Origin of the sequence: Comamonas sp. (assembly GCF_009360615.1) — a bacterium.
Classification (GTDB): domain Bacteria; phylum Pseudomonadota; class Gammaproteobacteria; order Burkholderiales; family Burkholderiaceae_C; genus Comamonas.
This window is the reverse complement of record NZ_SPEY01000081.1, coordinates 16,522-38,578: the sequence shown is the minus strand read 5'-3', so window position 1 is coordinate 38,578 and position 22,057 is coordinate 16,522. Positions and strand designations below refer to the sequence as shown.

At 65.6% G+C, this 22,057-nt stretch carries 20 protein-coding genes and 1 pseudogene; 12 read left to right on the top strand and 9 right to left on the bottom strand.

The window, feature by feature from the left end:
- Positions 1 to 524 (top strand): LysR substrate-binding domain-containing protein (locus tag E2583_RS19635; protein ID WP_291597898.1); only part of this gene is annotated, 524 nt, incomplete at its 5' end.
- Positions 525 to 546: 22 nt separating this feature from the next.
- Here the strand turns inward: E2583_RS19635 and E2583_RS19630 are convergent.
- Together E2583_RS19630 and E2583_RS19625 are read right to left on the bottom strand one after the other, a co-directional pair.
- Positions 547 to 793 (bottom strand): annotated as a pseudogene (locus tag E2583_RS19630) (3-keto-5-aminohexanoate cleavage protein); the annotation flags it as partial.
- 9 nt (positions 794 to 802) lie between these two features.
- Positions 803 to 1,291 (bottom strand): VOC family protein, encoded by a 489-nt coding sequence (locus E2583_RS19625; RefSeq protein WP_291597897.1) that lies wholly within the window; start codon positions 1,289 to 1,291, stop codon positions 803 to 805.
- A 442-nt stretch (positions 1,292 to 1,733) separates the two neighbouring features.
- Between E2583_RS19625 and E2583_RS19620 the strand changes: the two genes are divergently transcribed.
- The 4 genes from E2583_RS19620 (at position 1,734) to E2583_RS19605 (ending at position 7,193) form a co-directional block, all read left to right on the top strand.
- Positions 1,734 to 2,342 (top strand): (2Fe-2S)-binding protein, encoded by a 609-nt coding sequence (locus tag E2583_RS19620; protein ID WP_291597896.1) that lies wholly within the window; start codon positions 1,734 to 1,736, stop codon positions 2,340 to 2,342.
- Positions 2,343 to 2,344: 2 nt separating this feature from the next.
- A complete protein-coding gene (locus E2583_RS19615) occupies positions 2,345 to 4,639 on the top strand; it encodes a molybdopterin cofactor-binding domain-containing protein (RefSeq protein ID WP_291597895.1) in 2,295 nt (764 codons plus the stop codon).
- Between the two features lie 23 nt (positions 4,640 to 4,662).
- Complete coding sequence (locus E2583_RS19610) at positions 4,663 to 5,958, top strand: cytochrome c (RefSeq protein ID WP_291597894.1); 1,296 nt, start codon at positions 4,663 to 4,665, stop codon at positions 5,956 to 5,958.
- A gap of 161 nt (positions 5,959 to 6,119) precedes the next feature.
- Entirely contained in the window at positions 6,120 to 7,193 is a 1,074-nt protein-coding gene (locus E2583_RS19605) for an XdhC family protein (protein ID WP_291597893.1), read from the top strand.
- An 11-nt stretch (positions 7,194 to 7,204) separates the two neighbouring features.
- Here the strand turns inward: E2583_RS19605 and E2583_RS19600 are convergent, their stop codons facing one another.
- Positions 7,205 to 7,933 carry an aspartate/glutamate racemase family protein gene (locus E2583_RS19600; protein ID WP_291597892.1) on the bottom strand — a complete coding sequence of 243 codons (729 nt, stop codon included), beginning with the start codon at positions 7,931 to 7,933 and terminating at the stop codon, positions 7,205 to 7,207.
- 57 nt (positions 7,934 to 7,990) lie between these two features.
- On the opposite strand from E2583_RS19600, the gene E2583_RS19595 reads away from it, so the two are divergent.
- Together E2583_RS19595 and E2583_RS19590 are read left to right on the top strand one after the other, a co-directional pair.
- Positions 7,991 to 8,785, top strand: coding sequence for a helix-turn-helix domain-containing protein (locus E2583_RS19595; protein ID WP_367158602.1), 795 nt, complete (start codon positions 7,991 to 7,993; stop codon positions 8,783 to 8,785).
- 114 nt (positions 8,786 to 8,899) lie between these two features.
- Positions 8,900 to 9,925, top strand: a complete 1,026-nt coding sequence (locus E2583_RS19590; RefSeq protein WP_291597890.1) for a DNA/RNA non-specific endonuclease — start codon at positions 8,900 to 8,902, stop codon at positions 9,923 to 9,925.
- 125 nt (positions 9,926 to 10,050) lie between these two features.
- Here E2583_RS19590 and E2583_RS19585 read toward each other — a convergent pair whose 3' ends face one another.
- Positions 10,051 to 10,350: a hypothetical protein gene (locus E2583_RS19585; RefSeq protein ID WP_003052108.1), complete on the bottom strand. Its 300-nt coding sequence runs from the start codon at positions 10,348 to 10,350 to the stop codon at positions 10,051 to 10,053.
- A 199-nt stretch (positions 10,351 to 10,549) separates the two neighbouring features.
- Positions 10,550 to 12,766: a hypothetical protein gene (locus tag E2583_RS19580; RefSeq protein WP_291597889.1), complete on the bottom strand. Its 2,217-nt coding sequence runs from the start codon at positions 12,764 to 12,766 to the stop codon at positions 10,550 to 10,552.
- Between the two features lie 266 nt (positions 12,767 to 13,032).
- On the opposite strand from E2583_RS19580, the gene E2583_RS19575 reads away from it, so the two are divergent.
- The 5 genes from E2583_RS19575 (at position 13,033) to E2583_RS19555 (ending at position 17,946) form a co-directional block, all read left to right on the top strand.
- On the top strand, positions 13,033 to 13,767 hold the full coding sequence (locus E2583_RS19575) for a GntR family transcriptional regulator (protein WP_291597888.1): 735 nt from the start codon (positions 13,033 to 13,035) through the stop codon (positions 13,765 to 13,767).
- The gene (locus E2583_RS19570; protein WP_291597887.1) at positions 13,764 to 14,570 is read left to right on the top strand and encodes a 3-hydroxybutyrate dehydrogenase; all 807 of its coding nucleotides are present in this window, start codon (positions 13,764 to 13,766) and stop codon (positions 14,568 to 14,570) included. The genes E2583_RS19575 and E2583_RS19570 overlap by 4 nt, the downstream gene beginning before the upstream one ends.
- Before the next feature lie 108 nt (positions 14,571 to 14,678).
- Positions 14,679 to 15,992, top strand: a complete 1,314-nt coding sequence (fahA, locus tag E2583_RS19565) for a fumarylacetoacetase (protein ID WP_291597886.1) — start codon at positions 14,679 to 14,681, stop codon at positions 15,990 to 15,992.
- Positions 15,993 to 16,089: 97 nt separating this feature from the next.
- Positions 16,090 to 17,436, top strand: coding sequence for an SPOR domain-containing protein (locus E2583_RS19560; protein ID WP_291597885.1), 1,347 nt, complete (start codon positions 16,090 to 16,092; stop codon positions 17,434 to 17,436).
- A 162-nt stretch (positions 17,437 to 17,598) separates the two neighbouring features.
- The gene (locus tag E2583_RS19555) at positions 17,599 to 17,946 is read left to right on the top strand and encodes an I78 family peptidase inhibitor (protein WP_291597884.1); all 348 of its coding nucleotides are present in this window, start codon (positions 17,599 to 17,601) and stop codon (positions 17,944 to 17,946) included.
- A 13-nt stretch (positions 17,947 to 17,959) separates the two neighbouring features.
- Here E2583_RS19555 and hemW read toward each other — a convergent pair whose 3' ends face one another.
- The 4 genes from hemW to E2583_RS19535 form a co-directional block, all read right to left on the bottom strand.
- Complete coding sequence (hemW, locus tag E2583_RS19550; protein ID WP_291597883.1) at positions 17,960 to 19,189, bottom strand: radical SAM family heme chaperone HemW; 1,230 nt, start codon at positions 19,187 to 19,189, stop codon at positions 17,960 to 17,962.
- A 176-nt stretch (positions 19,190 to 19,365) separates the two neighbouring features.
- Complete coding sequence (locus E2583_RS19545; RefSeq protein WP_291597902.1) at positions 19,366 to 19,965, bottom strand: non-canonical purine NTP pyrophosphatase; 600 nt, start codon at positions 19,963 to 19,965, stop codon at positions 19,366 to 19,368.
- A 98-nt stretch (positions 19,966 to 20,063) separates the two neighbouring features.
- The gene (locus E2583_RS19540) at positions 20,064 to 20,969 is read right to left on the bottom strand and encodes a protein phosphatase 2C domain-containing protein (RefSeq protein ID WP_291597882.1); all 906 of its coding nucleotides are present in this window, start codon (positions 20,967 to 20,969) and stop codon (positions 20,064 to 20,066) included.
- Complete coding sequence (locus E2583_RS19535) at positions 20,966 to 21,997, bottom strand: serine/threonine-protein kinase (protein WP_291597881.1); 1,032 nt, start codon at positions 21,995 to 21,997, stop codon at positions 20,966 to 20,968. The genes E2583_RS19540 and E2583_RS19535 overlap by 4 nt, the downstream gene beginning before the upstream one ends.
- Positions 21,998 to 22,057 lie beyond the last annotated feature (60 nt).

Here is a 22,057-nt window from a genome sequence, read left to right as displayed (position 1 = left end):
ATCTGCGCGACGATGTGGACATCATCGTGCGCGTGATCCAGGAGCCGCCCCTGTCCCTGGTGGCGCGCAGCATGGGCACGGTGCGCTACCTGGCCTGCGCCTCGCGCGAATATGCGCAGACCCACGGCCTGCCCCGGACGCTGCACGCCCTGCGAGCCAGTCCGCTGATCACCGCCGGCGTCACGGGCCGGCAGTTGCGGCTGGCCGCGTACCTGGGCGCCGAGCGCCACGAGGTGATGCTGGAGCCCACCATGATCTCCGAGCATTTCCCGTTTCTGCGCGACGGCATCCTGGCGGGTCTGGGGGTGGGCCTGGTGCCGGACTATGTGGTGCAGGACAAGCTGGCCACGGGCGAAGTGCTGAGCACGCTGGACGAATACCGCCTCAGCATCTTCGGCACGCACATGTATCTGCTCTACCTGCCCAACCGGCATCAGACCAAGGCCGTACGCACCTGCATCGATTTTCTGCTGGCCAAGGCCCAGCCCGAAGCCAGCCGGCTGGCCGCCATGCCCCCGCCCTGAGCCGCAGCGCAAGACGCCAGACCACGGTCATGTCCTCGTCGGCGTTGATCCGCGCGGGATGGGCGCGAGGTCCCGGCAAAGTCCGCGTCTTCGGCCCGGTCGGTCACATCCATCGACGAGGCGCTCGCCGTCACGGGCACCTGCTCGGGCACCGGGTCCAGCGCGGCCGGCATTTGGCCAAGGTCGTCGCAAAGCCATTGGGCCGCCCGGCCTTCGTCCTCGGGAGCAACGCGGATGGAGCCACCGACCTGGAGGATCATCCCGGGCACCAAAGCCCTTCAAGACGATGAGCCGCGCCATGCCGCCTCGATGGCGGCAATATCGATCTTCCTCATCTCCATCATGGCTTCGAAGGCCCGCCCGGCGGCAGCACGGTCCGGATCGGCAATGGCCGTAGTCAGCACGCGCGGTGTGATCTGCCATGACAGACCCCAGCGGTCCTTGCACCAGCCGCACTGACTTTCCTGGCCGCCGTTGCCGACGATGGCGTCCCACAGACGATCCGTTTCCTCCTGGCTGTCTGTTGCGACCTGAAACGAAAACGCCTCGCTGTGCCTGAACGCCGGGCCGCCGTTCAGACCCAGACAGGGAATCCCCATGACCGTGAATTCGACCGTCAACACGTCGCCCTGCTTGCCGGACGGGTAGTCGCCCGGTGCGTGGTGGACGGCGCCCACGGTGCTGTCGGGGAAGGTCTGGGCGTAGAACCGGGCGGCTTCCAGGGCCTCGCTTTCGTACCAGAGACAAATCGTGTTCTTGCTGACCATCCTGGCTCTCCTTGACTGGGACTGAAGAATGCCTGCCTGCTGCAGACCGCGAAACCTCTCCATCGCTGCACCGACGCCTTGCGGCTTTCGGCACCTGAGCATTGAAGCCGCATTTCTCCATCGTTTCAATCCCATGTCGGCCCTCGCAGCGGCATCCCGCCCCCATCGGCCATGATGCCCCGCTCTCAAGGTGCGCCGGAAGGAATCCGACTGCACCGGCCCAGCCGCGCGCCGGCCCGGTCGGGCCTCCGCCTGAACCACGCCAGCCCGGGCTGTGCCGACAGACCGGATCGGAAAGCGCCGCCCCGCACCGGCCAGGCCTGCACCGCCAGGACACACCAGAGCAACTGGATCTGCTTTATATCAAGTCGGCTTCATTTATTTTTGTCTAGTCATATAATTGACTACACATATATAAGACTGACTCCTTGAAACCTACGTCATGAAATTCACTCTGAACGGCCAGGAAGTGGATGCGCAAAGCGCCACTGCCGACACCCCTCTTTTGTATGTGCTGCGCAATGACATGCAGCTCAACGGCCCCAAGTTCGGCTGCGGCCTGGGCGAGTGCGGTGCCTGCGCCGTGCTGATCGACGGCAAGGTGGCGCGCTCCTGCTCCGTGCCCCTGAAGGCGGTCGACGGCAAGAAAGTCACCACGCTGGAAGGCCTGTCGCCTGACGCCAGCAAGGCCGCCAATGCGCAGGCCCTGCAGGACCGCGCCGTGCTGGACGTCAGCGCCGCCAAGGACAAGGCGGCGGCCACCCCGCGCACCTACACCCTGCATGTGGTGCAGCAAGCCTTTGTGGATGCGCAGGCTGCGCAGTGCGGCTATTGCACCAACGGAATGATCATGGCGCTGGTCGCCCTGTTCAACCAGCAGCCCCAGGCCAGCGACGAGGAAATCCGGCATGCGCTGTCCGGCCATCTGTGCCGCTGCGGCACCCATGTGGAAATCATGCAGGCCGCCGCCCGCGCCCGCGAGCTGATTGCCCAGGGCCACAGCCCCGCCCTCCCCGCCGCCGGCGCATCCTCCACCGCAAAGGCTGCCTGATCATGAAATTCTTCTCCCACGACAATCACGCCCAGCTCACCCGTCGCCAGCTGCTCAAGGCCGGCGGCATGCTGATGGTCGGCTCCGTCGCAGGCGGCCATCTGCTGATGGCCCAGACCGCCCCCGAAGCGGCTGCCAAGGGCGCTTTCCCCATTCCTTCGGCCAAGCTGGTGGACAGCTTCATCGCGATTGGCGCCGACGGCTCCGTCACGGCCTACAACGGCCACGTGGACCTGGGCACGGGCGTGCGCACGGCTCTGGGCCAGCTGGTGGCTGACGAGCTGTATGTGGACTTTGCCGCCGTGACCATGGTGCTGGGCCACACCGCCCGCACCCCGGATCTGGGCCCCACCATTGCCAGCAACACCATCCAGGTGTCGTCCCTGCCCATGCGCCATGCCGCAGCGCAGGTGCGCCAGCTGCTGATCAAGCTGGCCAGCGAAAAATCCGGTGTTCCCGCTGACCGCATCACCACCCAGAAAGGCGTGGTCATCGCGGGCGGCAAGCGCTACGGCTATGGCGAGCTGGTTCACGGCCAGGATCTGCAGATCGAGGTCGACGACAAGATCGAGCTGCGCAAGTCCGGTTTCGAGTACATCGGCAAATCGGTGCAGCGCGTGGACATCCCCAACAAGGTGCTGGGCGCGCTGACCTATATCCACGACCTGCGCGTGCCCGGCATGCTGCACGGCCGCGTGATCCGTCCGCCCTACACCGGCGCCGATGCCACGGCGCCCCTGGGCTCCAGCCTGGTGTCGGTGGACGAGAAGTCCATCGCCCATCTGCCCGGCATCGTCAAGGTCGTGGTCAAGGGCGACTTCGTGGGCGTGGTGGCCGAGCGTGAAGAGCAGGCCATCGCGGCCATGCGCCAGCTCAAGGTCACCTGGAAGGAATGGAGCGGCCTGCCCGATATGTCGCTGAGCGGCCTGCACCAGACCCTGGTGGACCACGCCAAGACCGACCGCGTGCTGCAGGAAGACGAGGGGGCCTTGCAGGCCATCGAGCAGGTCAAGACTGCGCTGACCCGCGACTATGTCTGGCCCTATCACGCTCATGGCTCCATCGGCCCGTCCTGCGCGATTGCCGAAGTCGGCAACGGCCAGATCCAGGTCTGGACCGGCTCTCAGAACCCTCACGACGTGTGCAAGGACATTGCCAAGCTCATGGACGTGAATGCCGACAACATCAACGTCACCCGACTCGAAGCCTCTGGCTGCTACGGCCGCAACTGCGCAGACGACGTCTGCTCGGATGCCGTGCTGATGGCGGCCGCCGTGGGCAGGCCCGTGCGCGTGCAGCTGATGCGCGAGCAGGAAGCCGGCTGGGAGCCCAAGGGCACGGGCCAGCTGATTCGCGTGCGCGGCGGCCTGGACGAGCACAACAATGTGGCCGCCTACGAGATGCGCACCTGCTATCCCTCGAACAACGCCCCGGCGCTGGCCCTGATCCTCACGGGCAAGGTGTCCGCCAAGATCGAGGCCCAGCAGATGGGCGACCGCACGGCCATCCCGCAGTACGAATACCCCAAGATGCGCGTGATCTCCCAGGACGCCGTGCCCATCGTGCGCGCCTCGTGGATGCGCGGCGTCTCCGCCCTGCCCAATGTGTTCGCCCATGAGTCCTGGATCGACGAATGCGCCTACCTGGCCAAGGCCGACCCCATCGAGTACCGTCTGCGCTACCTCAAGGACCCGCGTGCCGTGGCGCTGATTGCCGAAGCCAAGAAGCAGTGCCACTGGCAGGAAGGCCCGGCCCGGCGCAATGCGGCACCGGACGATCAGCGCCTGGTCAAGGGTCGCGGCTTTGCCTATGCCCGCTACTTCCACAGCAAGTTCCCCGGCTACGGTGCGGCCTGGGCGACCTGGGTGGTCGACGTGACCGTGGACCGCGAAACCGGCGAAGTCAAGGTCGACAAGGTCTTTGTCGCCCAGGACACCGGTGCCATGGTCAACCCCGCAGGCGTGCGTCATCAAGTGCACGGCAACGTGGTGCAGTCCACCAGCCGCGTGCTCAAGGAGTTCGTCACCTTCGACAAGAGCGGCGTCACCTCCGTGGAATGGGGCGGCTACCCCATCCTGCGCTTTGACGAGCTGCCCGAGATCGACTCGCTGCTGGTCGAGCGCCCCAACGAGGCGCCCATGGGCGCCGGCGAATCGGCTTCCGTGCCCAGCGCCGCCGCCGTGGCCAACGCCATCTTTGACGCCACCGGCGTGCGCCTGCTGGAAGTGCCGTTCACGCCCAGCCGCGTGCTGGCCGCGCTCAAGGCAGCCAAGAGCAGCGCCGCCTCGTCCAAGTGACTCCACCGATAAAGAACATAGATATGCGAACGTTCCAAAAGATTCTGGCGGGCGGTGCGGCTGTAGTGGTCGTGCTGGCTGCCGCCGGCCTGGCTCTCACCCATCAGGGCGAGATTGCGCCCCAGTCAGCCATTCCCGCTGCCGACTTCACGCCCCAGCAGATTGCCAAGGGCAGGCTGCTGGCCGCCATGGGCGACTGCGCCGTCTGCCACACGGCAGCCAACGGCAAGACCAACGCGGGCGGTCTGGCCATGCCCAGCCCCTTCGGCACCATCTACACCAGCAACATCACGCCCGATCTGCAGACCGGCATCGGCAGCTGGAGCTATGAAGCCTTCGAGCGCGCCATGCGCCACGGCGTGGACCGCGAAGGCCAGTACCTCTACCCCGCCTTCCCCTACACGGCCTTCAGCCGCGTAACGGATGAGGACATGAAGGCCTTGTACGCCTTCCTGATGAGCGAGCCTGCCGTGGAGAACGAGGCGCCCAAGACGGCGCTGAACTTCCCCTACAACGTGCGCCGCGGCATTGCGGCCTGGAACTGGCTCTACCTCAAGCCCGGCGTCGTCAAGGACGATGAAAAGCAGGCTCCCGAGTGGAATCGCGGTGCCTACCTGGTCGAAGGCCTGGGTCACTGCAGCGCCTGCCACACACCGCGCAACGGCCTGGCCGCCGAGAAAACGGGTGAGTTCCACCTGACCGGCGGCAGCGCCGAAGGCTGGGATGCTCCCGCTCTGACGGACAAGACGGCCTCGCCCCTGCCCTGGACCAAGCAGGATCTGGTCGACTATATGAAGACCGGCTTCTCGGCCCGCCACAGTGTGGCAGCCGGCCCCATGGCTCCCGTGGCCCACGGCCTGTCGCAGCAAAGCGATGCCGACCTCGACGCCATTGCCACCTATCTGATGAGCTACCGCAAGGCCGACGCCGCCCCTGGCGATGCCAAGGCACTCATCGAAGAGAAGACTGCCAAGCCCAAGCTGGCGCTCGATGCCGAAGGCTACCGCCTGTACCAGGGCGCCTGCATGGCCTGCCACAAGGCAGACCCCTCGGGCAGCAGCTTCGGCGTGCGACCCCAGCTGGCCCTCAGCACCAGCCTGCATTCCGCGTCGCCCGACAACGCCATCATGGCCGTGCTCGAAGGCGTGCAACATCCGGCCCATGCCGACCTGGGCACCATGCCGGCCTTCCGCCATGCGCTCAGCGATGCGCAGATCGCCACCCTGCTCAACACCATGCGTGTCCAGTATGGCGTGGACGAATGGAAGGACCTGCCTGCCAGGGTCGGCCAGCTACGCAAGCAGACCCAGGCGCATTGACAGCAGGCGCTGCCACAGCGCCTCACACGCCGGCCTTCCGTGTCCATCCGGCCACGGAAGGCCTTTTTGCGCCGCGATCATCTACGGGTAGCGCACCTACCCAGGGCCCGCTGGTTGCTTCAAAATTGCGGCGGGCGAGATCAACAGAGAGAAAGCAAGCAATGGACAATATCGACGTCTTGGTACTCAAGGCATTGCGAGACTGGCGCTCGGCCGGCCAGCACGCCTTGCTGGCCACCGTGGTGCGCACCTGGGGCTCGTCTCCGCGCCCCGTGGGCTCCATGATGGCCTTGCGCGAGGACGGACGCGCCATTGGCTCGGTGTCCGGCGGCTGCATAGAAGACGACCTGATCGCCCGCCACACCCGCGCCCTGAACCAGAACCTGGGCATTCCCGACGGCCCTCCGCAGCAGGTGCGCTACGGCGTGAGTGCCGACGAAGCCCACCGCTTCGGCCTGCCCTGCGGCGGCACGCTGGAGCTGCTGCTGGAATTCAACCCCGATGCCGCCAGCCTGCAGCAACTGGTGACCGAACTGGAAGCCGGCTCCCTGGTGAAACGCAGCGTCGATTGCCGCAGCGGCGAAGTCCGTCTGGAGACGGCCGAGCACCCCGACACGCTGGAGTTTGACGGCCAGCAGCTCGTCAACCACCTGGGCCCCGGCTACCGCATGCTGCTGATCGGTGCGGGGGCCCTGGCCGAATACCTGGCCACCATGGCCTTGTTCAACGGCTTCACGGTCACCGTCTGCGACCCGCGCGAGGAATACATGGGCAGCTGGTCGGTGCCCCAGGTCAACACCGTCACCGACATGCCGGACGATGCGGTCACGGCCTTCAAGCCCGATGCGCGCAGCTGCATCGTCGCCCTCACCCACGACCCCAAGCTCGATGACCTGGCCCTGCTCGAAGCCCTGCACAGCCCGGCCTTCTATGTGGGCGCCATCGGCTCGCGCCGCAACAACCACTCCAGGCGCGAGCGCATGATGGAGCACTTCGGCGAGACCGAAGCCTCGCTGGCCAGGCTGCGCGGCCCCATCGGTCTCTATATCGGCAGCAAGACTCCGGCAGAGATCGCCGTGAGCGTGATGGCCGAAATCCTGGCCGTGAAGAACGCCGTTGCACTGCCCCAGGCCATGTCGGTGGAAGTGGCCAAGCACGAGCATGACATCGCCATGAACGAGGCCGGCACGCATTGCGCCATTCCGGAAATCCTCCCGCCGGACTTGGAGCGCTGAAGTCCTGCGTTTCAAACCTGCAAGGCAAAATCCACGGCCGCCGCTGCATGCAAGGCCGTGGTATCCAGCACCGGCAGCACGCTGTCTGCGGGCTTGACGAGCAAGCCGATCTCCGTGCAGCCCAGCACCACGGCCTGCGCCCCGCGGGCCGCCAATGACTCGATGGCTCGCTGATAGAGCTTTCGCGACACATCGCTGATCTGCCCCGCGCAAAGCTCCTCATAGATGATGCGATGCACCTGCGTTCGCTCGGCCTCGCCAGGGACCAGCACCTTCAGGCCGAACTGCTGCTCCAGCCTCTCGCGCAGGAACGGCTGCTCCATGGTGAAGCGCGTACCCAGCAGCCCCAGCACCTGCACACCGGCTGCACGCGCAGCCGCCCCGACCGGGTCGGCTATGTGCACAAACGGAATCGACACGGCTGCCGCCACCTGATCCGCCACCCTGTGCATGGTGTTGGTGCAAAGCAGCACACAGTCGGCACCCCCGGCCTGCAGGCGCCGGGCAGCATCGGCCAGCAGCGCCGCCGCATCGTCCCAGCGGCCTGCATGCTGGGCCTGCTCGACAGGGCCGAAGTCCACGCTGTACATCAGCAGTCTGGCCGAGCGCAACGCACCCAGACGCTCCCGGACACCCTGGTTGATCAGGCGGTAGTACTCGGCGCTGGACTCCCAGCTCATGCCGCCGATCAGGCCTAAAACGCGATGCGGCCCGGTGCTTGTTTGCAGGTCTTGATTCATGAGCAACAGTGTGAGGCCGGCCGGCCGCCATCGTCTATCATGAAATTTCAGCCCGCCATGAAGCCCCATCTGATTCAGCCTTCGGCAACCGATACGCCATCCGTGCAGATCCAGCTGCTCGGCCGCGCGCCCTACAGCAGCCGCGACCCAGTGCGCATGCATTCACTCGGCATTGCGCTGCAAAGGCAGCAGGGCGTGCACGCCATCGCCTCCGACAGGCGCGTGGACTTCGACACCTGGCCTGGCACCCTCAGCCATACGCCCGCCGGCATCGAGGTGTTCTCCGAATCGGCCACCGGCGGTGAATATCTGGTGCTGCGCTACGCGCCCCATGAGGCCGATGCGCCCGGGCCGTCGCGACGCGTTTCTCGGACTGGCCAGCGTGCGGCATTGCAGATTGCATTGCATCTGCGCCGGCTGCTGCTGTGTGATCGACCGGATGCGCTGGCCATCGAGCAGTCTGCACTGCGGTTGCTGGAGTGCAGCAAGAGCGGCCCCCACATCGCCGACGCGCACCCCGATGCCGGCTATGGGCGCGTGCTGGACCGCATTGCCGCCGAATTCGACAGGCCGCTGCGCATCGCCGATCTGTCCGCCATGGTGGACACCAGCCCCTTGCGCTTTCTGCGTGAGTTCACTCGGCGCACGGGCATGACGCCACATGCCTGGATCACGGAAACCCGGCTGCAGGCCGCCCGTGCCATGCTGCAGAGCGCCGATCTGCCCCTCGTGCAGATCGCGCTGGAATGCGGCTTCAATCACCAGTCGCATATGGGCCAAGCATTTCGCAAGCACCTGGGCCTGACGCCGGGCCGATACCGGCAACCGAAGAGCCCGAGCCTGACCCCTTGAGTCGCCTGCGGGCAACCGGTTCACATACGGTTTCATTGCCGGGCACACAAAGTGCGGCACGCAGCCCGCACCAGGCTTTTGGCGGCATTCAAGCGGCGTAACATTGCCGCCTCAATGACGACCGCCAAGAAAAAGAAAACGCCTGCGCGCAAGCGCGGCACCGCCTCCAAGACCGCTGGCGACCGCTTCTCCCGCCTCAGGCGCTTCGCACTGTCTGCGGGCGCTGCGGCACTGGCCAGCTTCCAGATTGCCAGCTGCAGCTTCAATCCCAGCGTCTCCGCCGAGAAACTGCTGGGTCAGGCGCTGGCAGCCCTGCATATCCCCGCACTCGATGCACTCGGGCAGACCCTGCAGGCCTTTCGCAAGAACGGCTGGCCGGATCTGGAGGGCCTGCATTCCGGCTCCCGCGGCCACACGGGCAGCGTGGCCGGCAAGGTGGACAAGGCCGATGCCACGGCCACGGCCCAGCCCACGCACTTTGCCCACTGCCCCCAGTTCTTTCCCGGCGGCAAGGCACCGGCCCTGCAGCTTCACCCCCTTGAGCGCGAGCTGTGCTTTTCGGGTTTTGCCGTACTGCACAACGGCAGCACCAAGACCCCGGTGTTCGTGGCCGAGCGCCTGAACCGCCATCAGCTGCAGCAGGCCCAGGGCTTGCAGCGCAGCGACAAGTTCTATGCCGACGCCCGCCTGCCGCGCGCCGAGCGCTCCGAGCTCGACGACTACAAGCGCTCCGGTTTCTCGCGCGGCCATATGGCCCCGGCGGCCGACATGAGCACGCCCGAGGCCATGGCCCAGAGCTTCAGTCTCGCAAACATGGTGCCGCAGAACCAGGTGCACAACGCGGGCGCCTGGAGTCAGGTGGAACAGGCCACGCGCAAATATGCGCTGCGCGCCCGAGGCGATGTCTTTGTCTTCACCGGCCCTGTCTTCAACAAGAACGCCGCCACCATCGGCGAGAGCAAGGTGGCGGTGCCCGACTACCTCTTCAAGCTGGTCTATGACGCCAGCACCGGCAAGAGCTGGGTGTACTGGCAGGCCAACAGCGCCGACACCCGCATGGGCCCGCCCATCAGCTACGAGGAGTTCACGCGCCGCACCGGCATGCCGCTGCTGTCGGCCGTGTATCTGCCCCACGCATAAAAAATGAGCTTACTACGCAATTGATTCAATGATTTCAATGGTATTTGATATTGAAATCCATGAATTGCGAGCGTAAGACGCTCACTTTTAAATAGCAAAAAAGCTCCACAGAGATCGCGGGGAACTCAGGCCGGCTCGCCCGCCAGCCGGCGCACCACCTCGGACAGCACCTGGGCCTTCTGGCGGGTGCGCTCATTGGCCATGCCCGTGAAGCCACGCTTGGTGGCCGTGTGGTGCAGCGTATGGCCGACCTGCCGGCGGTACAGCGCACGTGCCCGGTCGCGCATGGCGCGGGCGCGCTGCAGTTGCAGGCGGCGCTGGGCCGGGCTCAGCCTGACCAGGGCCGCATCGGACTGGGAAAGATCGTAGAGCTCACGCTCATTGGTGGCGAGAAGTTCATGCGCGGAATGGATGGCACGTCCCATGGCTTGCTCCTGTCATCAAATGCAATGAAAAAGCACCTTGAATGCATGCACATCCAAGATGCTTCGGTGAGTACAGAACAGCACTCTAGGACAGATTCCGGCTCCAGCCCCCAATACCGCACCCATGCAAGCGGTATTGGGTGGTGCAGCGAAGCGATGGGCTTTCCGCCAGCCTCTGCAGGCGGCACACGCCTCTGGCTTACCTGACAGCGGACTCTGCTGCGGCCGCTGCCGGTGCGGTGACCGCTGGCGCGCTGGCCGCCGCCGGGACATGCTGCCAGCTGGCGGGCAGCACGGCGTCCAGCCAGTGCAGGCGCCAGGCCAGCAGCACGGCAGCGGCCAGCAGCGCCAGAAGGCACAGGCTGTTGCGCAGGCCATGGCTGTCGGCATAAGGGTCGGCAAAGTTGCGCCGGGCATTGACCGGCACCCTGGCCGTCTGCGACAGGCTGCGGCCCAGACCCAGGTTGATGTTCATGCGGCCATTGATGGCCCAGCCGCTGGCATCCAGAATCGGCCCCAGGCTGCGCTGACGCAGCTTGAGCCAGGCAATCAGCATGCTGGGACCGGAGATGGCCAGGATCAGGCCCAGAATGGCCACCGGAATCCAGGGGCCCAGTTCGATGAACTTGCCGAAGATGCCGACGATCACGGCGCTCAGCGAGCCCAGCGCCACGCCGATGGCGGCCACCGTGCCCACATCGGTCTTGCGTGCCGCAGGCGCAGCAGCCGGCGCAGCCAGGTCCTTGGGCGCCGTCACCAGCCTGGCCGCGTTGTCGCCGAGGCTGGCGTTCACCACATCGTTCTTGGCTGCGGCATGCTTGGCGACCTGCTCCTCGATCATGCGCAGGAACTTCTTGTAGGGCGAGAAGAAGGCCTGGCCGATGCTGGTCGGGTTGTCGATGAGCTTGACGATGGTCGCATCCCAGTCCTGGCCCGCACGGTCGTAGAACACGCCGTTGCGCCCCACGAACAGAAAATCCACATCGCCTGCCGTGAAGGCCGCAACGATGGTCTTCTTCTGCCCTTCGCGCTTGCACTCGCAATAGGCCAGATAGGTTTTGGCCATGGCGGCCAGCACCGAGTGGGTTGCGGCATCGCTCACCTCCACGGTCAGATCGCAGCTGCGACCATCCAGGAACAGCGTGCCGGCCTGGAAAGCCGCGCCTTCGCGCCGATAGAAGCTGGAGAAGGAGACAAAGTTGTTGAGCAAGGGCAGCAGATCGCGCTGCAGGCGGATCAGCTTCTCCAGCGCCATGGCCTGCAGGGCGTGCTCTTTCTCGGCCTCGTCCTGGTCCAGCAGCTGCATCAGCGCATTCTTCAGGCCGCTGCCCAGCAGTTGCCGCACCTCGGCCTCGCTCACGGCACCCAGCGGCGTGGCCGGACACTGCGCCAGCCATTGCTGGCAGTGCGCCAGCATGGTCTTGAGTTCATCCCACTGCGCCTCCGTCAGCGCCGTCAGCGCCTCGCCGAACACGGGTAGCACGGCCTGCTCGCGCAGCGCCTGCAGGGCCTCGGCCCAGGCGGGGTTGACCCCCTGCACCAGCGGCAGGCTGCGCTCGCCGGTCACGGCGGCCAGCGGCAGCGCCGCCAGAGACTCCGAAGCATTGCTGAGCACCTGCGCACCCAAAGCGGCATAGCCTTCTGGCGTGGGGTTGAGCGGCGCACGTGCATTCGCATCGAACTCCACCAGCCGCGTGCGGGCGAAAAAGTCGTCGACCTTGGCCTGCACGGCGTTCACGGCCTCGGCCGCCGCCAGCGCCAGCGCGCGCGGCTGCAGGTGGCAACCCAGCTCGGAAGCCCGGTCAAACCAGGTTTGCAGGGCTTGCACGTCCTCCCAGAAGGCCTCGGCCTTGCCGCGATCGATGCCGGGCACGCCGTCGCTGCCGTCCACCGCACCGTAAAGCTCCTGAATGCGCCCGATCAGGTCGGCCAGCGCCCCGTCGCCCTCCGCCGTGGCCGCACTGACGATGCCATCGCCATTGAAACGCAGGGCCTGCAGCGACGCCATGCGCTCCTGCACCTGCGCCAGCGTGATGGCCGGAGCATCGGGCAGGCCCGCGAGTTCCAGCACGCGCCTGGCCTCAGCCAGCAGCAGCGCACCCTCTTCGGTCGCATCGTTGATGCTGTGCAGCTGCAGCACATCGCCGCCATCGGCCAGCACCTGAGGATCACGCACTCGGGCCACCGCCCATTGACAGGCCGCCACCAGCTCGGGGGGACGAATGCGACCGTCCTTGCTCTCGTCGATCAGATCCAGCGTGGCGCTGTCGAACTCGATGCCGCGTGTGGGACAGGCCAGGGCCACCCACAGCTTCTGATCCAGCTCACCTATGTGGGCAATGTCCTGGCCTGTGCGAATGACCACCTGGTCCACCTCGCCGGCACGGAAAAACTGCCACTCGTACTGCATGTCCATGAAACTCACAACTCCCAGGCGGGGGGCTTCCCCTGTCAAAAGGCATTGCAAGCAATCTCAGCTTGCAGTGTCCGCTATCAAAAGCGTGGAGTTTAAAAGTCATTTGAACCGCCAGATTGGTGACATTTGTGAACTCTTGCGCGATGCATGGCCGGAGCGCTCCAGCTTCTTTTTCCACGGCCGCTGCGGACGCCCGGGTGTTTTCATTTATAAAGTATTTATTCAGATACTTTATTTGCTACACTGCCTGCGTCAACCCCGTGCCCATGACTGCTGCGCCCACCGCCTCCCAATCCCGCGACAAGCTGCACCTGCAGCTGGCCCGGCTGTTCCGCAACAAGATCACGAACGGAGACTGGACGCTAGGACAGAGCATTCCCACGGTCGAGGAGCTGGAGGCCCTGCACCGCGTCTCGCGCACCACGGTGCGCATGGCCGTGCATGCGCTGGTCGACGAAGGCCTGCTGGAGACCCGCAAGCGCGGCGGCACCCGGGTGGTGGGCCGCCCCTGCAAGCCGCCGTCCTTTCTGCTGCCCACCAGCTGGCGAGAGCTGGTGGCCTTTGGCGAACAGATCCGGCAGACCACGCTGCAACAGGCCCATGACTGCGTGCCGCCGATTCCCGCCGGCTTTCCATGCCCTGGAGAGCTGGCCCCGGCCTATGCCTATTTTCTGCGCGTGCACCAGCATGGCGAGGCGCGCTTCTGCCTGTCCGAGCTGTACCTGGAGCAGAACCTCTACCCCAAGCTGCAGGAACAGCTGGAGCGTGCCACCCTGGCGCAAGCACTGGGCAACGATCCGGCGCAGATCGCTGCGGCGCGCCAGTACCTGAGCGTGGCACCGGCCGACGAACTGATTGCCGCGCATCTGGACGTGCCGCTGGGCACGCCGCTGATGCAGGCGCTGCGCTGGGCGCGCAACCCCCAGGGCCTGGTCGTCTACTGGGCCAAGGTGCGCTTCATCAGCGAATACGTGCACATGGAAATGGATCTGCTCAAATGACCGCCGCCCCGCTCTGCAAACCCCATGCAGGCCGTGTGGCCTGGATCACCGGCTCCACCAGCGGCATAGGCTGGGCCGTTGCCAGGCAGCTGGCCGCCGAAGGCGCGGCGATTGCCATGCACGGCAGCGCCGAGGCATCGGCCGCCACGGACGCACGGCTCGCCGAGCTGCAGGCACTGGGCGTGGCCGCCCGCTATTACCCACTGGATCTGCGCGACGCTCAGGCGATTGCGCCGCTGGCCCGGCGCATCGCGGCCGAGCTGGGCACCGTGGACATTCTGGTCAACAACGCCGGCATCCAGCATGTGGAATCCGTGCTGAGCTTTCCTCAGTCCCAATGGGATGCGCTGATGGCCGTCAACCTGAGCGCGCCGTTTCACAGCATCCAGGCCTGCACGCCGGCCATGCTGGAGCGCGGCTGGGGCCGCATCATCAATATGGCCTCCGTCAGCGGCCTGGTCGGCGTGGCCCACAAGCCCGCCTATGTGGCCAGCAAGCACGGCCTGCTGGGACTGACGAAATCCGTGGCACTGGAGCTGGCCACCACGCCCGTGACCTGCAATGCCATCTGCCCCGGCTGGGTGCTCACGCCGCTGGTCCAGGCCCAGATCGAGGCCCTGGCGCAGCGCGAGCAGCTGGAAGAGGCGGCAGCCCGCGCCAGGCTGCTGGGCGCCAAGCAGCCTTCCCAGGCCTTTGTGACGGCGGAGCAGGTGGCAGCCATGGTCGGCTTTCTGGCCGGCGACAACGCGGCCCAGGTGCGAGGAGCCCAGTGGACCATGGACGGGGGCTTTACCGCCGCGTGAGTGCGACACCGGCAAGACTCCACCGATCGGGCACCCCTTCATGGCTGATGGCACTGGGCAGACAAGCGCCACAGCCTGTTCCATTCAAATCATTCCAAGGAGATGAACATGGCATTGAACGAAACCCACGACACCGGCCTGCAGAGCTGGGTCGCCAGCGCCAACACCGGCCGCAGCGACTTTCCGATCCAGAACCTGCCCTTCGCGGTCTTTCGCCGCAAGAGCAGCGGCGAAGCCTTTCGCGGCGGCGTGGCGATCGGCGACCAGGTGCTGGACATGGCGGCCGTACGCGATACCGGGGCCCTGGGCGCCGAAGTCCGGCCTCAGGTCGAGGCAGCGGCGCAGGGCCGGCTCAACGGCTTGATGGCCATGGGCCCCGCGTCATGGTCGGCCCTGCGCCTGGCGCTGTCGCGCGGCCTGCGCGTCGACGCGCCCGAAGAAGCCGCGCTCAAGGCCTGCCTCGTGCCCCAGAGCGATGTGGAGTACACGGTTCCCGCTCAGGTGGGCGACTACACGGACTTCTACACCTCCGTGCACCACGCCACCAATGTGGGCAAGCTGTTTCGCCCCACCAACCCGCTGATGGAGAACTACAAATGGGTACCCATCGGCTACCATGGCCGCGCCTCCAGCATCCGCATCTCGGGCGTGGACTTCAAGCGCCCCAACGGTCAGCTCAAGGCCCCCGATACCGACCCCGTGCTCAAGCCCTGCAACCGTCTCGACTATGAGCTGGAGATGGGCATTTACGCCGGCGCGGCCAATGCCTGGGGCGAGGCTGTCGGCATCGAAGACGCCGAGCGGCATATCTTCGGCCTGTGCCTGCTCAATGACTGGTCGGCCCGCGACATCCAGGCCTGGGAATACCAGCCGCTGGGCCCCTTTCTGTCCAAGAACTTCGCCACCACCATCTCACCCTGGATCGTGACGCTGGAAGCGCTGGAGCCCTACCGCACGGCCTTTGACCGCCCCTTCGGCGACCCTCAGCCCCTGCCCTACCTGCGCTCCGAGGCCAACTCGCAGCGCGGAGCGCTCGACGTACAGCTCACGGTCGCCATCCAGACCGAAAAGATGCGTGCTGAAGGCAAGGACGCCGAGCTGATCACCCGGACCAGCTATCGCCACGCCTACTGGACCATGGCCCAGCTGATTGCCCACCACACCGTCAACGGCTGCGACCTGCAACCCGGCGACCTGCTGGGTACGGGCACGCTGTCCGGCCCCACGATCGCCGAAGCCGGTGCCTTGCTGGAGATCACCGAAGGCGGCAAAAAGCCCTTGAGCCTGAGCAATGGCGAAACCCGCACCTTCCTGCTCGATGGCGACGCCGTGGTCTTCAGCGGCTGGTGCGAAAAGCCCGGTGCCGCGCGCATCGGCTTCGGCGAATGCCGCGCCACCGTGCTGCCCGCGCACCAGGCCTGAGCCCCCTCGGTCATTCTGCAAAAAACCGGCCCCGCGCCGGTTTTTTGTTGGAAATCTGCCTTCGGTCTGCTCGTAACGCCATGACACAATTGCAGCCATGCCTTCCGTTTCGGACACCCCCACCCCTGCGCTCGCTCCCGCTGACCGCAACCCGCGCCAGGAACCTGTGCTGGACCCGCCTCTGCGTTCGGACGCCAGCCCCTTGCCAGCCTCCATTGCCGGAGCCTTCGCCGCTGCTGCCTACTCCATGCAGCACAGCCTGCACGGCGAGGCCGGGCACGAGGAGGAGGACAGCGGCCTGCTGCCTCGGCTCTATGCCAGCCGTCTGAACCCGCGTTCACGCCACTATTACCTGGCCCAGTTCAAGCGTTTCGACGCCCTGGATCGCAGCCTGCCCAGCTGGAACATGGCCGCCGCGCTGGTGACCCTGGCATGGTGCAGCCTGCACGGCCTGTGGCGCGAAGCCGCCAGATACCTGGCGGCCGTCACGGCAGCGGCGCTGGTCTGGTGGTTTGGCCTGCGCCCGGCCCTGCCCGATGCCATGGCGCTGGGCCTGGGCATGGCCCTGTGGATGGTCGCGGTGGCCGTGCCCGGCCTGCTGGGCAACGGCTGGTACTGGCGCAAGATCCGGGCCCAGACACTGCAGGCGATCACGGACGCGCCCAATATGGCTGCGGCCCATGCGGCCTTGCAGGAGCAGGCCTCGGCACCAGGCCACAGGACGGCCGCCATGCTGGTGCTGGCCCTGCCTGTGGCCGCAGCCGCAGGGGCAGGCCTGGCCCTGCTGCCCGCCGACAGCCCGCCGCCGCCCCAGAGCTCGGCACCGGCCGCTACCGCGCAGGCGGCCCCCTTCGCCGACGCTGCGGCCCGTCCTCGCCCGGCGGCGGACCCCATGCCCGCCGTTGCGGCTGCCGCAGCGCGCCCGGCAGAGCCAGGGCCGTCGCCCTCCACCGAAACCGGAACCAAGACCGGAACCGAGACAGCCGTGCCCCCCGCATCCCTGCAAGCAGGCGAGACCGGGGATGCAGCCGTGTCCGGCGAAAAGAAAACCGCCGAGGCGGCCGACACGCTCGCCAACAAGCCCGTCGATAAACCGGCCGAGAAAACCGCCGACAGGCCCGCCGCCCAAGCCGGGGCAGGCCGCAAGGAACAAGCTGCCAAGGCCAACTCCCCTGCGGGCACGGATCTGGTTCCAGGCAAGTTCTACCTGAACCTGGGCGTCTACTCGGAGTCCCGCAATGCCGAGAAGGTCGTGACCCAGCTCAGCCAATCCAGGCTGCCCGTGCTGACGCAGAAGATGGCCAGCAACAAGGGCGAAGTCATCCGGGTGCGCAGCGGGCCCTTCGACAGCCGCAAGCGGGCCGAAAAGGCCGCGCGCAAGCTGCAGGCAGCGAATATCGAGGCCGGCATCTTTCAGAGTGCGGACGGGGCACACAAACCTTAGGCCGCAGCCACCAGCGCCGAAGATCGCAGTAGATCACCACCAATCCGCCGAGGGGATTCACTGCCAAACCGTCCATCTTGCGCAGCACCTTGTTGCACCCTCTTGCACATCAAGGCCTGGTCTGTCATGCGCAAGCTCCCGGGTGGCGCTATGGTGTGGGGCATGAATCAACGAACAACCCTCTCGTCAATTCCCCCCCGCGCCCGGCTGGGCCTGGCTGCCGCCACGGCAGCCCTGCTGATGGCCGGCTGCGCCAGCAACGGCACCGCCACCGACGGCACACGCGCGCCACCTGCGCGCCAGCTGCAGGTATGCCACGCGGAACCGGTACAGATCTACCTGGGCCACAACACCGTGGCGTCGACCCTGGAGACCATCCGCCAGAAGTCCGGCTCCTACCTGCTGCGCGTGCTGCGCGAGGGTCAGCCTGCGACCATGGAGTACAACCAGGAACGCCTGAATGTCATCACCAATGACGCGGGCAAGATCACGGCGCTGCGCTGCGGTTGACCCCCTGCCGGGTCTACAGGAACATTTCCTGCAGGTCGCTGAGGAAGTCGAAGCCGCGCTCGGTCGGCACCACGCGGCCCAGGTCCCGGGTGATCAGGCCCTTGGCCTGCGCCTGCTCCAGCCCCTTGGCAATGGCCGACATGGGCAGGCCCGTGCGCTCCATGAACTCCTGCAGCGCGAAACCGCCGCGCAGGCGCAGCGCGTTGAGCATGTATTCGAACGGCAGCTCGGCGCGCTTGACCTCGTTGTCCTGGGCCAGCGGCGTGCCGGCCAGCGCCATGTCCATATAGCGTGCCGGATCGCGGAAACGCACCTGGCGCACGATGCGATGGGCGAAGCTCAGCTTGCTGTGCGCACCCGCGCCAATGCCCAGATAATCGCCGAACTGCCAGTAGTTGCTATTGTGAAAGCACTGATGGCCTTCCTTGGCATAGGCCGAGACTTCGTAGCGCTGCATGCCGGCTCCCTGGGTGCTGGCCGTGATCAGGTCCAGCATCTCGTAGGCCGTATCGTCCTCGGGCACCAGGGGCGGATACTTGGCGAAGTAGGTATTGGGCTCGATGGTCAGGTGATAGATCGACAGATGCGGCGGTGCAAACCCCAGCGCAGTGTCCACATCGCGCTGCAGATCGGCAAGACTCTGGCCGGGCAGCGCATACATCAGATCGATGTTGAAGGTCTCGAAATTGTCGGCTGCCTCGCGCACCGCCGCCTGGGCCTGGGCCGCATCGTGCACGCGCCCCACGGCCTGCAGATAGCGGTCGTCAAAGCTCTGCACCCCGATCGACAGACGGTTCACGCCGGCCGCCCGGAAAGCCTTGAAGCGGTCCTTCTCGAAGGTGCCGGGGTTGGCTTCCATCGTGATCTCGCAATCAGGCTCCATGCGCAGACGCGCGCGCAAGCCGGCAATCAGCTTGTCCACGGACTCGGGCGAGAACAGACTGGGCGTTCCCCCGCCCATGAAGACGCTGTGCACCGTGCGCCCCCAGATCAGCGGCAGTGCGCTCTCCAGATCGGCCATCAGGGCATCGATATAGCGGTCCTCGGGCAGCGCATCCCCCTTGGCCCAGGCATGCGAGTTGAAGTCGCAGTACGGGCATTTCTTGAGACACCAGGGCAGGTGCACATACAGCGACAGGGGCGGCAGGCTGCCCAGTTGCAGCGTGCCGGGACGCATGTAGTGCTGGATGTCGCGCTGCACCGCCGCTTCGGCGATCTCTGCTTGAGGCTGAATGGGGATCATGGGAAATATGCTTTTCTAGCGCTAACAAAACCGACGCCGCTCAAACCAGCACACCCCAGCCAGGGGACAGCAAGCAAGGGCCTGGGCGGCCCCGCCGCCCCGCAGCGAGACCGTCGTCCCCATCCCGCGAAGCGAGAGAGGGGGAAGGCGCAAAGCGCCTCAGGGTTAACCGCTGGTTATAACCACCGCTCTTTCACCATCTCGATCATGGCTCGCGAAGACAGCCCGCGATGGCTGTGTGCATGCTTGAGCTCGGGCGTCATCTCTGCAAAGGTCAGGCCCAGCTCGGGGATGAGCAGCACCGGGTCGAAGCCAAAGCCGTTGCTGCCACGGCGCTCGGTTGTGAGCAGGGCCTGCACGCGGCCCACGGCAATCAGCGGCTCGGGGTCCTTTGGCGAGCGCACGCCCACCAGCGTGCTGACCATGGCGGCACGGCGATTGGCCACGCCCTGCATCTGCTCGAGCAGCGCGCGCACGTTGTTGTCGTCGCTTTTCTCGTAGCCGAACTGGGTGCAATAGTAGGCCGTATCCACACCGGGCAAGCCGCCGAAATGATCGACACACATGCCGGCATCATCGGCAATGGCCGGCAGGCCGGTCTTTTCGGCCGCAAAGCGCGCCTTCGACAGCGCATTCTCTACGAACGTGCCATAGGGCTCCGGAGCCTCGCCCTCGAACAGATCGCCCTGGCGAATCAGCTCCACGCCCAGCGGGGCAAACATGGCCTGCAACTCGGCAAGCTTGCCGCGGTTGTTGGATGCCAGCACAATTTTCATCATAAAAATCCATGCAAACGCTTGTGGCGATTGCGCCAAAAACGATGGGTTCGGTTGTTTCAAGCCCAGGCCGGCCCTGCTGCGGCCTGCAACCCGTTTCAGGTCTTGGTTCTGGGGCGCTGCGCCGAACGGCGTATGGCCTCGTTGATTTCGGCGATCGATCGCTCGATGGCCGCATCGTCCAGCTCATCCTCGCAGTCTTCGAGGGCACCCACCTGTATCGTGGACTCGAAACCCTGATCCTCGATCTCCTGTGTGGAGATGGAGGACGGTTCGAAATTATTCGGTGTTTCCCATACCAGTGCCAGCACGGTGACATTGTCGCTGCCGTCGCCCGCGCGCTTGAGTGCGGTATCGACCAGCATAGGCACGAAGTGGGCCACGGCCTTGCCGCTCATGATCTGGAGAATTTCCGGTGTCGGAACCGCTCCCCAGAGGCCATCGGAGCACAGCATCAGCTGATCGCCCTCCTCCAGCCGCCGGGTCTCGCTCACATCGAAGATGGGCTTGGAGGGCGAGCCCAGGCAGGTGAACAGCACATTGCGGTTGGCCTGCGCGAGCATGGCCGAGACCTTGCGCATTTCGGTATACGAGTGGTCGCGCGTACGCTCCACGAGCTGCCCCTCGCGCACCCAGTACAGACGCGAGTCGCCGCAATGAATCCAGGTCACCTTGCCTTCCTGCAGGACGGCCGCCACCAGTGTGGTGCGCGGCGTGTCCATCATGCCCTTGCCGCTGGCGTAACGCAGGATCTGGCGGTGGGCCAGCAGCAGCGCCTCTTCCAGGAACTGTGCCGGCTCTTCCAGCTGGGGCCTGGCCTTTTGCTGAAACAATGTGGAAACCACCTGCAATGCAATCTGCGCGGCCACTTCGCCGTCCGGGTGCCCGCCCATGCCGTCGGCCAGCACGAACAATGCGGCCTCCCGCGTATAGCAGTAGCCCATGCGGTCTTCGTTGAGGGCACGCCCTCCGCGGCGGCTGAGCTGGAAGACGGAAAATTTCATGGTTTGCGATGGCTGTCGGTCACCGCTCCACGTTCGGAGCCGCCGAGTTTCTGAAGATTTTTCCTGGCGTCATGCACCATGCTGTCAAACTGCATGCGCATGCGCTCCTGCATGCTGAGCTTGGTGTAGCGACGCTCGCCCTCGCGGCTCAGTTCTTTTTGCAGCGCGAATACCGACTGCGGGCGAGAAAGCGGGTCCATGGCCATGCACCACTCGACCACCTCGATCAGATTGTCCGAATACACGCCGCGCAGCTTGTTCAGGGCCAGGGCCAGACGGTCCTTGTCCTGACGCTGCGGAGCTTCGTTGGGCGGTATGCCCTGCATGCAGGCATAGATGCAGGCGCCAATGGCGTAGATATCGGTCCAGGGCCCCAGCTGGGAGTCACGCCGGTACATTTCCGGGGCGGCAAAGCCCGGGGTGTACATGGGACGTATGAAGTTGCCCTCCTTCGACAACACCTCGCGCGCCGCGCCGAAATCGATCAGTACGGCCCTGTCGTCGTTGGTGATGAAGATATTGGCGGGTTTGATGTCCAGGTGCAGCATCTTGTGCTGATGCACGATGCGCAGACCCCGCAGCACCTCGTCGAACAGGGAACGGATGGTCGACTCCCTGAAGACTTTCTCGGCCTTGAGCTCGCGCGCGGTGACGATGAACTCCTGCAGGGTCGCCCCTTCCAGATAGTTCATCACCATGTAGACGGTTTCGTTCTCGCGAAAGAAATTCAGCACGCTCACCACGGAGGCGTGCGAGATCTGCGCCAGCGAGCGCCCTTCCTCGAAAAAGCTCTTGAGCCCGAGGCGATACAGGGACAACTTCTCTGGCGCCACGACGGGCTGCAGTTCGGCGGGCGCCCGAGTGGCAAGCGAAGCAGGCAGATACTCCTTGATCGCTACCTGCTGGCCATCGCCATCCAGAGCCAGGTAGACAATCCCGAACCCCCCCGAGGAAATCCTGCGTACCACCCGGTATCCGCCTATGGTGCTGCCCGGCGGTAGGGGCGCTGGCTTGTTTTTAGTAGACATTTTTTACCGGTAAACCTCAAGGATGATTCGAAACCCGGATAATCGGGAAATTGCAAGCAT